Source organism: Flavobacterium sediminilitoris (assembly GCF_023008245.1).
Classification (GTDB): domain Bacteria; phylum Bacteroidota; class Bacteroidia; order Flavobacteriales; family Flavobacteriaceae; genus Flavobacterium; species Flavobacterium sediminilitoris.
The window spans coordinates 2,450,266-2,465,628 of sequence record NZ_CP090145.1 but is presented as its reverse complement, the minus strand read 5'-3'; the positions used below and the strand labels follow the sequence as shown (position 1 = coordinate 2,465,628).

Sequence of the window (15,363 nt, the reverse complement as noted above, 5' to 3'; positions counted from 1 at the left end):
GTTTATAACCTCAAAAATACTGTATTTTATTTTAAAAAACTTCTGATTCTTTTAATTTTTCAGTATTAGCAACAAGCTGTAATTCTTCAACAATTTTTTGAATATCACCATTCATAATATTACCCAAATCATACAATGTTAAACCAATTCTATGATCTGTTACACGACCTTGAGCATAATTATAAGTTCTAATTTTTGCAGAGCGGTCACCACTACTCACTTGCGATGTTCTCTTTGTAGCATCTTCAGCTTCTTTTTTAGCTAACTCCATTTCATATAAACGAGAACGAAGTACATTTAATGCTTTGTCTTTGTTTTTATGTTGCGATTTTTGATCCTGACATTGTGCTACTAAACCAGTTGGAATATGCGTTAAACGCACTGCTGATTTTGTAGTATTTACAGATTGTCCTCCTGGTCCTGATGAACAGAAAAAATCTACACGAACATCATTCATATCAATTTGTACATCAAATTCTTCTGCTTCTGGTAATACCATAACAGTAGCGGCTGATGTATGAACACGTCCTTGTGTTTCTGTTTGAGGAACACGTTGAACACGATGAACACCTGCTTCAAACTTTAAAGTTCCATAAACATCTTCACCTGTTACTTCAAAAATAACCTCTTTAAATCCACCTGAAGTTCCTTCATTCATATCTACAACAGAAGTTCTCCAGTTTCTAGATTCGCAATATTTAGTATACATTCTATATAAATCACCTGCAAAAATAGAAGCCTCATCTCCTCCTGTACCAGCACGAATTTCAACCATTACATTCTTAGCATCTTCAGGATCTTTAGGAATCAACATAAATTTAATTTCCTCTTCTAATTGTGGCAAACGCTCTTTTGCTTCTTCAAGTTGCATTTTAGCCATTTCAACCATTTCAGCATCAGATCCATCTGCAATAATCTCATTAGCTTCTTTAATATTACCATCAAGAACTATATATTCTTCACGTTTTTCAACTAATCCTTTGAGGTCTTTATATTCTTTATTTAATTGTACATAACGCTTCTGATCAGCAATAACATCAGGCTGAATAATCAAATCCGATATCTCGTCAAAACGTTGCTTTACATATTGTAATCTATCTAACATAGCTGTCATTTATTTTGGATTGCAAAGTTAACAAAAATAGTAATTACTTGTTTATGCTTAATTTATAGTTTTTACTACTTATTAATCAAATAGTTACTTTATTTTATTTAAAATTAGTCTAAATAAGTTTTGAGAATATCCAGAAACTATTTATTTTTGCTCTACTATTTTAATTAAATCTAAATAAAAATGTATAAAACACTATTAACCTTATCTGCTTTTATAGTGCTTCAAACAATAAATGCACAAGAGAAAAAAAATCGTGAAACAGATACGATTAAACAACTCAAAGAAGTAATTATAGAAGGTAAAAAAGAGATCAAATACACAAAGGAAACTAGTTCAACTGTTTCAAAAATGAACTTAAAAGAATTAGAAAATCCACAAGTTTATAATTCTATCTCTGCTGCTTTGCTAAAAGACCAAGTTGCTACAAATTTTAATGATGCTATAAAAAATGCAACCGGAATAACTAGGGTTTGGGAATCAACCGGTCGTGGTGGCGACGGTGGTGAATTTTACACAATGAGAGGATTTAGCGTTCAACCTACAATGGTTAACGGTTTTCCTGCACTTAATAATGGAATCATTGATCCTGCAAATATTGAAAGTATAGAAGTTATAAAAGGTCCTTCAGGAACATTATTTGGCAGTAGTTTAATTTCTTATGGTGGTTTAATTAATATTGTGACTAAAAAACCTAAACACCATTTTGGGGGTGAAATAGGATACAATTCTGGAACTTATGGATCAGATAGAGTAACTGTAGATATAAATACACCTCTTAATGAAGAAAAAAATGTTTTATTAAGAGTAAATGCAGCTTATCAAAAGCAGAATTCATTTCAAGATGCAGGATTTAATAAATCATTCTTTATTGCTCCATCTTTAAACTATATTGTAAATGATAAACTCTCTTTTTTAATTAATACTGAATTTACACAAAGAGAATCTGCAAATGCACCAATGCTTTTCTTAAGTAGATATGCTCCACTTTCTTTTAATGACATTTCTTTATTCGAAAAAAATTATAAGAAATCGTTTACTTCAAATGAATTAACAATTAGCAATCCTACTTTTAGTATTCAGGCACAAATGGTATATAAATTATCTAAAAATTGGACTTCACAAACCGTTCTTTCAAGAGGAAACACTAAAACTGATGGTTATTATTCATATTTATTTGATGCTTCAAACGGAACTGCTTTTGGAAGATCAATATCTAAAAGAAATGGAGAAACTTATACAACAGATATTCAACAAAACTTCATAGGAGACTTTAAAATTGGGAAATTTAGAAATAGATTAGTTGCTGGATTAGATTATTATAAATCGAGCATTAAAAACGGAAGCACAGGTTGGGTTTCTAACGGTGTTGTTACACTTCATGATGGAAATGATACTGGTGATTTAACTAGAGCTGGTGTTGACAACTTATTAATAGATTCTTTTGATGGAAATTCTAATGCAGAAAATGAAGTCTATAGCGCTTACGTTTCTGATTTAATAAATATTACTCAAAAACTATCTGTAATGGCTAGTGTTAGAATAGATCATTTCAAAGGGAAAACAGCTTATTTTATTGATGAAGAAGTAAATGGACAAACTGCAATATCTCCAAAATTTGGTTTAGTTTATCAACCTGTTTTAGACAAAGTTTCCCTTTTTGCGAACTACATGAACGGGTTTACAAACATATCTCCTAAAGAAGTTTCAAACATTGATGGTTCAAATCCTAGATTAAAAACTTTTGATCCAGAACATGCAAATCAAATTGAAGTAGGTGTAAAAACAAATTTATTAAAAGATAAAATTTCAGCTACAGTAAGTTATTACAATATTAATGTAAAAGATAGAGTAATGACCGATCCTGATAATATTAACAATTCCATTCAAGGGGAAGAGATTGAAAGTAAAGGTGTAGAAGTAAGTATCATTGCAAATCCAATTGATGGTTTAAATATGATTTTAGGAATTAGTAATAACAAAGCAAAATATACAAAAGGAAATCTTGCTGATGGATATATTGGACTTAGACCTGAAGAATCCGGACCTGAAACCTTAATAAATTTTTGGGCAAGTTATACTATTACAAAAGGAACTTTAAAAGGATTTGGATTTGGTTTAGGTCAAAACCATGCCAGCAAAAACAAAACTTTAAATAGAGCAAACATTGGAACTTTTGAAATACCAAGTTATACCATTTTAAATTCGGCTTTATCGTATGATTCTAATCAGTTTAATATAACATTAAAATTAAACAATATTCTTAATGAAAAATATTATTCAGGTTGGTCAACCGTTACGCCTCAACAGTTACGAACATTAACAGCAGGGTTAACCTATAAATTTTAATTTATTTTAGTTTTAATCAAACTCCTCATTTTAGATGAGGAGTTTTTATCGTTTAAAAATGAAAAAGAAAAATCTTAAAAAAATCATCAGACAAATTCATCTTTGGCTTGGATTAGCATCGGGGATTATTGTTTTTATAATAGCAGTAACTGGTTGTTTATATGCTTTTCAAGAAGAAATTTTAAATCTTACCGAAGATTATCGCTTTGTAGAAAAACAAAACAAACCATATATTCCTCCATCTCAAATAGAAAAAATCGCAAAACAAGAACTTCCTAATAAACATTTGCACGCCATTCAATATAGAGAATCAAATGTTGCTGCCGAAGCTATTTTTTACAATGATGATCCTCTTTACTATGATATTTGCTACATAAATCCTTATACTGGAGAAGTTTTAAAAACAGTTGATGAATTTTCTGGTTTTTTTAGATTTATCTTAGATGGACATTTCTATTTATGGCTTCCTCATGAAATCGGACAAACAATAATTGCTTCTGCAACCTTAATTTTTATACTTATTATTATAAGTGGCTTCATTCTTTGGTATCCTAAAAATAGAAAAGCAGCTAAACAACGTTTTTGGTTTAGATGGAAAGAAGGAATAAAATGGAAGAGAAAAAATTATGATTTACACAACATAACAGGGTTTTATGTAATGGCTATTGCATTAATTTTTGCTATTACAGGTTTAGTTTGGGGATTTCCATGGTTTGCATATTGCTATTATACAGTTGTTGGAGGTGAAAAATCATTGTTATATGAAGAACCTATTTCTATAAAATCTATTGATAAAAAAGCGATAGAATATCCTTTAGACAAAGTCTTTTTAATTATGCAAGAAGAATATCCAAATGCAAAATCTATTGAAGTACATCCTGTAGAAACAGATACTTCACCTATTGCAGCAAATGCAAATATAGGTGATGGCACTTATTGGCAAACCGATTATCGATATTTTGATCAATATACATTAGAAGAGAAAAATGTTTCGCATATTTACGGCCGATTATCAAAAGCTAAATTTGCCGATAAATTATTACGCATGAACTATGACATTCATACAGGTGCAATTATTGGTTTACCTGGAAAAATATTCGCTTTTTTAATTAGTTTATTAATTGCAAGTTTACCCATTACTGGTTTTTTAATTTGGTGGGGAAAAAAATATAAGTAACATAAATTGATATATGAAAAAATTGAATTTAAGAAATCTACATCGTGATTTTGGTTATTTCTATGTAGGATTAATCATTTCTTTTGCATTTTCTGGAATATTAATGAATCATAGAAATGATTGGCATCCTGAAAAATATACTTTAGAAACAAAAGAAATTCAAGTTGCATTACCCGATGAAAAGAATTTTAATGATGATTATGCACAAAAAATAACAACCGAATTAAAAATTACGGATAAAGTTAAAAGACATAATATTAGAAAAGGAACATTTAAAATTCAATTTGAAAATACTGAGGTAGAGATTGATATAGAAACCGGAAAAGGTGAGATTATCTCTTTTATTAAAACACCTATAATAAATCAGGCTATGTTTCTCCATAAGAACACTTCAAACTGGTGGATTTATTTCTCTGATATTTTTGGTTTATCTTTAATCTTTATCGCTATTTCTGGAGCAATGATGGTTAAACATGGTAAACATACATTTAAGAGACGTGGTTGGAAACTCGCTTTAGCTGGAATTGTGTTTCCAATTTTGTTTTTAATACTTTCGTAAAAAAAAATTATAAACATTTCTAATATCCTCAATTGTTAATACTATTGAGGATTTTTTTATATTTGGATTTTGATTCATTCAATCTCCAAACACTCCTATTCCCAAAGCAAATGTTAAATCAAATTCATCACACAGCTATTATTTGTTCCGACTATGAAGCTTCAAAATATTTTTATGTAAATATACTTGGTTTAAAAATAGTTAGAGAAATATATAGAAAAGAACGAGAATCTTACAAACTTGATTTAGCATTAAACGGAAAATACTGCATTGAGCTTTTTTCTTTCCCAAATCCACCAGAAAGAATATCTAAACCTGAAGCTACAGGATTGAGACATTTGGCTTTTGAAGTTGACAATTTAGAACTAATCATCAATCATCTTAAAAATAGTAACATTTATATCGAACCTATTCGAATTGATGAATTTACTCATAAACGTTTCACTTTCATTACTGATCCTGATAATTTACCTATTGAATTTTATGAAAAATAAGACCTCGTTTATAAAATTATAAACGAGGTCTTTGCGTTTGTTATATGAGTTTTTTTACTTCTTAGCCTTAAAATAATCTTCAAAAGCTGTACATCCATAAATTAAATCTTCATAATAATTTGGATATTCATCTTTTAATTTTTTATAGGTTTTATTCAATTTAAAAATAGAATCGTTATATGCATTTTTCTCTCTATAATCAATGTTCGGACTCTCATTCATAATTTCGAAAGATTCGCATCGTCCTATCATTCGTAAACAAAGTGCTTTAAATTTATTATCTTTTGCATTTTTAAAAGCTAATTGATAATATTTTTTAGCCAAAAAGCCATTTCTAAATTCAGCCTCATCTTCAGGATAAGGTTCTACATCATAAGCAGAAACCCCAAAACGACGCATCATCCATGCATTACCATGAATAGTCATATTATAATAACAATTAGCCACTAGAAAATAGTAATAATCTTTATTGTTTGTCTTTTCTGCTTTTTCTATGTATTCAATCAGTTTTGCTGTTACTGTTTTTTTATTTAACTGAAAATTTTCTTTTTTCTTTATAAAATCGGGAGTATATTTTAATGTATAAAACGGATTTTCATCAAAATAATTACCATTATTATCCATTCTTTGCCATAAGCCATAATAATTATCCCATTGTTTATTATCTACTTTATTAAAATAAACTAATGCTTTCTCTAAATTATTTTTCCTAATGTATTGTGTTCCTACTAAATCATATAATCTAGGGATTTCATTTTTAATGAAACTATATTTCCAATTTGAAAAAGCATCTTTTGATTTACTATTTTCTTCAATATCTGCAATTAAGCTTTTAACCTCATCAACTGAGTACATTACATTAATATATTGAAAATAATCATAAAAATAATCTACATAAGATCTTGTTTTGTTTTTTGACGATTTCCAAGTTACGTTACCTTGTAATGTTGAAAATAGTAACGCAGCATCAATTTTGTTTCCTTTATATTCTAATAGTCTTCCTATTGCAAAAATAAACTGAGAATTAGACTTATTTTTTACTATTATATCATGAATTTCATTTGAAATTTTTGCGCTTCCTTGTTTTTCTTTAGAAACCAAACATAATGCTTTTGTAAGCTGTAATTGATTATATATTTGAGACTCTTTATCTAAGGATGTCTTCTCTAAATCTGAAATCTCTTTCAAACACGTTTCAAAATCTTCTGTTATAAATAACAATTGAACTTTTAAAACATTCCAATCTGTAGGGTTACTTATTTTTTTAAGTTTTACTTTACTAGCAAATTCTAATACTTTTTTAGCATATTGCCTGTCTTTTATAATTCTTGATTGGATAGCATTCAAAGAAAATTCGTTACTGTATTTTTCGTTATTATTTAAACTGTTGACAGATGGATCATAAAGTGAAAAATAAGGTGTAAAAACCCAATCTTCGAGTTTATTTACTTCTCGCAATAACAAAAACGGTAATGTTACATTTGAAGCATCTAATTCAGATACTTTTTCGATATACTCTAAAGCTTGATCATGTTTCCTAATTGCTGCTAAAGCATATATATTTGCTTTTTCTTCATTAGTTTTAGCATAGGATAAGATGTTTTTTATAGCAATTGTTTTATCAAAAGTATAAAAAACAGCAAAACGTTTGTCAGGTGCATTTACAAAAACCTGAGCGGCATAATAGCTTTGTAACGCTTTGTTTGACTCTGTAATGGCTCTAAAATATAAACTCCAATAATAAACAAGATCTTTCTGTTTCGCATCTGAGAAATGAGAGTCAAATAATCGAACTATATCTTTTGTTTGTCCATTATAATAGGCTAATCGAATGGCTAAAAATGCATATCTCTTTTGTAATTCGGTATTTTTAACTTTTTGTGCTTGCTTTTCTGCTAACTGAATCATTTTTCCCCTTTCAGGAATCGAAACCGATTCATTTCTTTCCCAAGGATCATTATAAATAGCATTAAAAACTTCACATTGTTTTGCAAATTTTAAATATTCAAGAGCTTCTAAATCGTTTGTTAAATAAAAATATTGCAACATTTTATTTGCCGATTTATTATTGAATTGTTCCAAAGGAATACTATATACACATTCTTCAATAGCATCATAATTTACTTTACCTTTACAGTAGTTGTGCCAAAATACATTGTTTGGGTTTTCTTCACTTGTTCTAAATAATTCACTGTTAGGATAGAATAAATCTGACGAATAATCAAATTCGGAAAAACTATATAAAGCAAAATTATTAGGTTTTGAAAAGCAAAATCGGATATCTTCTCCATAAGGATAAAATCCGCATGCAAAAACTGGAATAGAAAGACTATTCAGTAAAAAGAGAATAAAAACTAGAGATTTCTTCATTTGAATATTGTTTTAATTGTTCTTCATCAAGGTGGAATAATGATATTGTTGTTTGTTTGTCAAAATTCACGTTTTTTTTGATAATTTCAATAGCTTTTTTTATTTCTTTTGCTGTGATTTCATCATATTTTATTTTATCACCTATTCGCAAATAAACATCTGCTATGGTTATATCTTTTGTAACTTCAAACCATAAAGGCTTTACTGGTTTTAAAATGGGTTTAATTTTTTCAAAATCAGTATAAATAACTTTAGTAAATTCATTATTCTGAAATAACTGCATCCATGAATAAACAGGTAAAGCTATATCTAAATGTAATGGATATTTTCTATTTTTGTTTAAATATTTACTCAATTCATTAGTATCTAAAATAGAGTTTTTAGATTTATCTTCTAATGGATTTATTAAATTGTAACACATTAATGTAGCTTTATCAACTGGAGGAATTCCCATTTTTTCAGGATATTTATAAGGATACAGACGAAGTGTACAACTTATCTTCTTCTTATAAATTTGCTTTAGTTTAGTTAAAAAATAAAAATAATTCTCTTTTGATTTAAGAGTCCAATCACAATCCATTTGAATTTCATTAATTTCTTCTACATCTCTTAAATGCTCTTCCTTCTTTTTATTGATTAAAAAAATAATATTATCTGCTAAAATATCAAGTTCTTCTTTTTTACTTTTCAGAAAAACTTCATTTCGAATATAAACACATGGAATGATTGAATAATTTTCTTTAGAATAAATAGACAAATTATTTTTTGAAACAGGAATATTTCCCATTAAATCATTGTGTTCTACTTCAAAAAACTTAACGTATAACTTGGATACATTTTGCGAATCAATAATTTTTTTTTCATTTTCTGATAAACGCCAATTATCAGATTTCCAATAATAAAAAGCATGTTCCACATTTTCAACCTTATTAGACTTAGAACACGATTGAAAAACTAAGATAAATAGGATTAATAATAAAGATTTTTTCATTTGAAGATAACCATTTTTAGTACAACGCAAATTCTGCATAAAATTATATTTCTTTGAGTTATTTTTAAACAAAAAATTAAAAATTAAACTAAATATTAAACATTCAAATAATGATAATCTTCTTTATTGTTAAAAAAAATTATTTTCAATGTACTCGAAAATAGTATATTTACAATTAAAACAAATCTAAATGAAAGCAATTAAACAATTAACATTTTTCTCTGTAATCGCATTTTTTATTAGCTGTTCGCAAAATAAGGAAGAAATAATATTAACTCTTAATCAAAAAGTTGGTGATGAACAAACTATTGTTTCTGAGATAGAAACTAAAGGAAATGAACAGATGAGTATGAAAAGTACAGTAATAGCTCGTTTTAAAGTGTCTGCAAAAGATGCCAAAAATGTATATACCTATACTACTAATGTTCTTAATATTAAATCTGAAACTAAAATGTTTGGCGAAATTGAAGAATATGATTCAAACAAAGACGAATCTTTAATGACTAGTGATGAAAAAAGTATGCATTATGAATTTAAAAATACTTTGGATTCAACATTTGAAATTCTTATTGATGAAAAAGGAAATATTGTAAAACCTTTTTATAATACAGATGGTAGTGGTGCTTCTGATGCTATTGTTGATATTAGCAACATTCAATTAGTGTTTCCTAAAGATAAAGTAACTATTAATAGCAAATGGGAAGATGAAAAAACAAACCCTTTAACAAAGACAAAAACAAAATCGACATACACAATTAAAGATATAACTGAAGATAAAATAATCATTTCAGTAAACGCTGTAATAGATGGAGTACCTGGATTATTAGAACAAAATAATGTTGCAGGTGAATATATTTTAAATAAGAAAGATTGTACTTTATTAAAAGGAACTTTAGAAATGAATTTACAAACAGGTGGAAAAGTGACTAATACCTATTATAAAAAGTAATTTATTCGCTAAGTAGTTTAATTACTTTCAAAATCCTAATAAAAAAACCTCGTTCATTACAAACGAGGTTTTTATATACTACTCTCTCTTCTTTACTTATTTTTTTCCGGAATATTTGCTAAAATTTCTAATACAAATTTCCAATATTTTTGGGCAGAAGAAATACTTGCTCTTTCATCTGGACTGTGAGCTCCTTTTATAGTTGGTCCAAAAGAAATCATATCCATATCAGGATAATTAGTGCCTAAAATACCACATTCTAATCCTGCATGACAAGCAACAACATCTGCTTTTGTTCCATTTTGTTTTTCGTAAATTGAAGATAAAACATCTAAAATTTCAGAGTTAGCATTCGGTGTCCAACCAGGATAACTTCCTGAAAATTCTACTTCACAACCCATTAATTCAAATGCTGAACGCAATGAGTTTGCTAAATCAAACTTAGCTGTTTCAACAGACGAACGTGTTAAACACTGAATACTTAATTTTCCTTCTCCTACAATTACTTTTGCAATATTATTTGATGTTTCTACTAAGTTATCAAAATCAGCACTCATTCTATAAACTCCATTGTGAGCAGTGTACAAAGCACGTACTAAAAAGTATTGAGCCATAGGTGGCATTACTTTTTTGGGTGTTGTAACCGATTTTTCAATTACAATTTGAAGATTTGGTTCTGTTGTTTTTAATTCTGTTTTTATTTCGTTGATAACATCTTGCATATCAAATACAAATGCTTCATCATATACATTAGCAATTACAACTTCAGCTACACTCTCTCTAGGAATTGCATTTCGTAAACTTCCACCATTAATCGAAGCTATTTGCAATCCGAAATCATCAAATCCATCAAATAACAAACGGTTCATGATCTTGTTTGCATTTCCTAAACCTTTATGAATATCCATTCCTGAATGTCCTCCATTCAATCCTTTTACAGTAATTGTATATCCAACCGCTCCTTCAGGAGTATCTTCTTCATCATATTCGGCAACAGCCGTTACATCTACTCCACCTGCACATCCTATATCTATTTCATCATCTTCTTCTGTGTCTAAATTCAATAAAATCTGACCTTCAAGCATTCCTCCTTGTAAGCCCATTGCTCCTGTCATTCCTGTTTCTTCATCAATAGTAAACAATGCTTCTATAGCTGGATGAGGAATATCTGTGCTTTCTAAAATAGCCATAATAGTAGCTACTCCTAATCCATTATCTGCTCCAAGTGTTGTCCCTTTTGCTCTAACCCAATCTCCATCTACATACATTTCAATACCCTGTGTATCAAAATCAAAAACAGTATCGTTATTTTTTTGATGTACCATATCTAAATGTGATTGCATTACTATGGTTTTTCTGTTTTCCATTCCTGATGTAGCTGGTTTTTTTATAATAACATTTCCAACATGATCTTTTATAGTTTTAAAGCCTAATTTTTGACCAAATTCCATCATAAAGGCAATTACTCGCTCTTCTTTTTTAGATGGACGTGGTACAGCATTTAAATCGGCAAATTTGTTCCAAAGGGCTTTTGGTTCAAGGTTTCTTACTTCTTGGCTCATTGTGTTTTATAGTTTCAAAAGTTATAAAGTGCCAAAGTTACAAAGTTTAAATTCTTTAATAAATGATTTCTAATTATATTTACGTTTTAATATTACAGCTTTGCAAAAAAAACACATACTTCCCTTATTATTAGTACTTCAAATTGTTCTTGTAAAAACATTAGCACAATTTCCAACATTCATTGAAGAATGGTATAGTAATGGATTATACCCTAAAATGGCTCTTCTTTCTAGAAGAATATTAGGCTGGATTCCTTTCTCTATTGGAGATATAATTTATTTCATTTTGATTTTTCTTTTAATTCGCTCAATTTGGAAGCATAGAAAAGGATTTTTTAAAAACTGGAAAACAAATGGATTAACAGTATTAAGTTGGCTTTCTATTTTCTATTTTCTATTCCACTTTTTATGGGGAATGAATTATTATAGAATTCCACTAAACGAAAAATTAAATATCAAAAAAGAGTATAGTATTGATGAGCTAGAAGCTTTTACCTATAAAATGATTAGTAAAACAAATGCTTTACAAAAATTAATCACAGGGAATGATTCTATTGCTGTGAAAATACCTTATTCTGATACAGAAATCTTTAATTTAGCTGTAAATGGGTATCAAAATTTGCCTGAAAATTTAAAATGTTTTCAATATACAAACAAAAGTATTAAAGCTTCTCTTTTAAGTTATCCTTTAAGTTATATGGGTTTTGGAGGATATTTAAATCCTTTTACTAATGAAGCACAAGTAAATGTTCTAAAGCCAAAATTTAACTCCCCAATGACTACTTGTCACGAAATGGCACATCAAGCAGGAATAGGAAGCGAAAGTGAATGCAATTTTATTGGTTTTATTGCTGCTATTAATAATGATGACATTTATTTTCAATATTCAGCTTATAATTTCATCACTCGATATTGCTTAGGAAATCTGGAAAGAATTCAAGAAGGTAAAAGCGATATTTTTTTAACAAAATTAAATAAAGGTGTTTTAAAAAATTTTGATGAAAATGAAACTTTTTGGAAAGATCACCACACTCCTATTGATACTTTTTTTGAATATTTTTATGATAATTTCTTAAAATTAAATCAACAAAAAGATGGTTTAGAAAGCTATAGTAAATTTGTTGGATTAATGATTAGATATGATGAAAAATTTTAACTTAACATGAGTTTTAGAATAGCTTTTCTTCCTTTATTTTTTTTGCATCTATTCAGTTACTCTCAGGATTATATTTATAAAGAGTTTGGATTAAATGAAGGCTTACCTAGTTCTCAAGTTTATGATATTTACCAAGACAAAAACGGGATAATTTGGTTTGCAACTGATAGAGGTATTGCAAATTACAATGGCTATGAAATAAAGACATTTGGAATAAAAGATGGAGTTCTAAACAATGTTGTTCTGAACCTTTATCCGCAAAAAAACGGTGTTGTTTATTGCTCAACTTTTAACAACCAGCTTTTCTATTTTAATGAAAATTTTACAGGATTTAAACCTTATAAATACAATAACCTATTATCAAAATATTTAAAAAATAATCAAACCATTTTAAATTTATATATAGATGATAATAACACTATAAACATAGGTTGTGAATCTATGAATGGAAAACTATCCATTTCAAATAATGGAAAAGTTACTACTAAAACGGTAAAAAACACATATTTATCAATTGAAAAAACATATACTGTTTTTGAAAAAAAACCTAATAATGCTATTTTTTATTATTTATCAAATAATTCTTCTCAAGTAAAAAATAAAGACTTTAATTTTATTAAAAATGAGAACAATGTTAAAAATCAGGTTATTCTACTTAAAAATGATAATTATTTAATTCACAAAAGTCTTAATTCCATTTCTATATTTAACAAAAATGGAGACAAGGTTAAAGAAATTAAAACCAATTATAATCCACTATATATAAAGGCATTGAATGAAACACATTTTTTCATTGGATATTTGTATGGTGGTGGGAAAATTGTTGATGTAAAAGGGAATATCATTGAAAGTTTCTTAGAAAATGAATCTATTAGTAATTTTTTAATCGATCATGAAGGAGGTTATTGGCTAACAACTCTTCATTCAGGTGTTTATTATATAAAAGAGCCCAAAATAAAAGTATATAGCCAAAGTCCATTAAGAAAACCTATAAACTCACTCACAAAAAACAATAAAAATGAAATTTTTGTAGGATATAATGATGGAAAAGTCTTAAAAATTGATTCTAAAGGGAATTCTTCTATTATTTATAATTCAAAAGAAAAACTAAGAGCATTTGTAGAATTTGATGCTAAAACAAATAACATTTATCTGCAATCACACAATCATTTAATTATTAATGAAAATTTCACAAACAAGCAAAAATATATAGCTTATATATTAAAAGTTTCAGAACCCAGTGAAAAAGGGTTGATTTTTTCTCATATAAATAGAATAACATTAGTTAGCGGGAAAGATAATGATACATATAAATTAATAGCTTTCCCATTTAGGGTTCATGATGCTTGTTATTGGAATGATGACATTTATCTTGGTACTTTTGAAGGTTCATACATTTATAGCAATGAAAAACTCCATGATCTTTCCAAAATAAATAGTCTATTTAAAAATAGAGTTGATGATGTTGATTATAATGAAGAAAGAAACGAATTGTACTTTGCTACAATTGGTAATGGATTAATTGTATATAACAAGAATAATGAAAATGTATATTCAATTTCTAAAAAAGAAGGTCTTTTAAGCGATATTGTTAATGAAATTCATATTGAAAATAAAAATGAGATTTGGGTTTGCACAAATTCAGGCTTGAATAAAATATTTTTTGATAAAAATGGACATTATAAGATTACTGGATTAAAAAGCTCTAATGGTCTTCTAAATGATGGTATAAATGATGTTGAGATTCTTAATGATACCGTTTGGATTGCATCAAAAAAAGGATTAGTCTATGCTCCAGAATCATTGTTTGAAAATGTAAAAGAAGATAAAAACAATTATTTAAAAATTAATCGTGTATATGTAAATGATTCTCTTTCATCCATAAAAAGTTTAAAAAACCTTTCCTATTATGAAAACAGGATTGAATTGTTTTTTGAAGGTATATCTTTTAAAAACAATAATGAATTAACATATAAATATACTTTAGAAGGATTAGATAAAAAATGGTATTATACAAAAAACAGAAAAATTACTTTTCCTTCATTACCAAACGGAAATTACATTTTTAAAGTTGCAGTATTAACATCTCTTAAAGATAAAAATATTAAATATTTAAAAATTCCAATCTCAATAAAAGCCCCATTTTGGAAAACAAGCTGGTTTATCATTTTATCTATTTTTTCATTGATTACTCTAATTTATCTATTTTTCAAAACAAGAGTTCTGGTTTATAATCAAGATATTATTAGAGAATTATTAAGATTATTAATGAAAAAAATTAAAAGAAAAGAAAAATATTATGCTTTTAAAGAAGCTGGAAAAGAAATTAGAATCAAAACAGATACTATATTATATGTTAAGTCTTCTGGGAACTATATTGACCTTAAAACAGAGAACAAAACCTATATAATAAGATGCAAAATAGGTGATTTTATTTCTTCAACACCAGATCCATTAGAATACTTAAGAATTCATCGTTCTTACATTATTCGTATTGACAAAGTAGAATCAAAATCTAAAACTGAGATTGTAATTAAAGATGAAAAACTTCCTGTAAGTAATAGTTATGAAATAGAAATTGAAAAGCTCTTTTTTTAATATAAAACATTTATCACATTATAATACCAATTCGTCACATTTCTTAA

11 protein-coding genes are annotated in these 15,363 nt (G+C 27.6%); 7 read left to right on the top strand and 4 right to left on the bottom strand.

The window, feature by feature from the left end; all coding sequences use genetic code 11:
• Positions 1-31: 31 nt before the first annotated feature.
• Positions 32-1,105, bottom strand: coding sequence for a peptide chain release factor 1 (gene prfA, locus LXD69_RS11280; RefSeq protein ID WP_045967437.1), 1,074 nt, complete (start codon positions 1,103-1,105; stop codon positions 32-34).
• A gap of 189 nt (positions 1,106-1,294) precedes the next feature.
• Here prfA and LXD69_RS11275 point away from each other — a divergent pair, with 189 nt between their 5' ends.
• The 4 genes from LXD69_RS11275 (at position 1,295) to gloA2 (ending at position 5,690) form a co-directional block, all read left to right on the top strand.
• A complete protein-coding gene (locus LXD69_RS11275) occupies positions 1,295-3,460 on the top strand; it encodes a TonB-dependent siderophore receptor (protein WP_246915461.1) in 2,166 nt (721 codons plus the stop codon).
• Positions 3,461-3,518: 58 nt separating this feature from the next.
• Positions 3,519-4,637, top strand: a complete 1,119-nt coding sequence (locus LXD69_RS11270) for a PepSY-associated TM helix domain-containing protein (RefSeq protein WP_246915459.1) — start codon at positions 3,519-3,521, stop codon at positions 4,635-4,637.
• Positions 4,638-4,650: 13 nt separating this feature from the next.
• Positions 4,651-5,196, top strand: a complete 546-nt coding sequence (locus LXD69_RS11265) for a PepSY-associated TM helix domain-containing protein (protein WP_045966657.1) — start codon at positions 4,651-4,653, stop codon at positions 5,194-5,196.
• 110 nt (positions 5,197-5,306) lie between these two features.
• Positions 5,307-5,690 (top strand): SMU1112c/YaeR family gloxylase I-like metalloprotein, encoded by a 384-nt coding sequence (gene gloA2, locus LXD69_RS11260; protein ID WP_246915457.1) that lies wholly within the window; start codon positions 5,307-5,309, stop codon positions 5,688-5,690.
• 54 nt (positions 5,691-5,744) lie between these two features.
• Here gloA2 and LXD69_RS11255 read toward each other — a convergent pair whose 3' ends face one another.
• Both LXD69_RS11255 and LXD69_RS11250 read right to left on the bottom strand, forming a co-directional pair.
• Positions 5,745-8,060, bottom strand: coding sequence for a hypothetical protein (locus LXD69_RS11255; RefSeq protein ID WP_246915455.1), 2,316 nt, complete (start codon positions 8,058-8,060; stop codon positions 5,745-5,747).
• Positions 8,020-9,051, bottom strand: coding sequence for a hypothetical protein (locus tag LXD69_RS11250; RefSeq protein WP_246915453.1), 1,032 nt, complete (start codon positions 9,049-9,051; stop codon positions 8,020-8,022). The genes LXD69_RS11255 and LXD69_RS11250 overlap by 41 nt, the downstream gene beginning before the upstream one ends.
• A 190-nt stretch (positions 9,052-9,241) precedes the next feature.
• On the opposite strand from LXD69_RS11250, the gene LXD69_RS11245 reads away from it, so the two are divergent.
• On the top strand, positions 9,242-10,000 hold the full coding sequence (locus LXD69_RS11245; protein ID WP_246915451.1) for a DUF6263 family protein: 759 nt from the start codon (positions 9,242-9,244) through the stop codon (positions 9,998-10,000).
• 92 nt (positions 10,001-10,092) lie between these two features.
• On the opposite strand, the gene LXD69_RS11240 is transcribed toward LXD69_RS11245, so the two are convergent.
• Positions 10,093-11,562, bottom strand: a complete 1,470-nt coding sequence (locus tag LXD69_RS11240; protein ID WP_246915449.1) for an aminoacyl-histidine dipeptidase — start codon at positions 11,560-11,562, stop codon at positions 10,093-10,095.
• A gap of 100 nt (positions 11,563-11,662) precedes the next feature.
• Between LXD69_RS11240 and LXD69_RS11235 the strand changes: the two genes are divergently transcribed.
• Positions 11,663-12,718 (top strand): DUF3810 domain-containing protein, encoded by a 1,056-nt coding sequence (locus LXD69_RS11235; RefSeq protein ID WP_246915447.1) that lies wholly within the window; start codon positions 11,663-11,665, stop codon positions 12,716-12,718.
• 6 nt (positions 12,719-12,724) lie between these two features.
• On the top strand, positions 12,725-15,316 hold the full coding sequence (locus LXD69_RS11230; RefSeq protein ID WP_246915445.1) for a ligand-binding sensor domain-containing protein: 2,592 nt from the start codon (positions 12,725-12,727) through the stop codon (positions 15,314-15,316).
• The last annotated feature ends 47 nt before the right edge of the window (positions 15,317-15,363 follow it).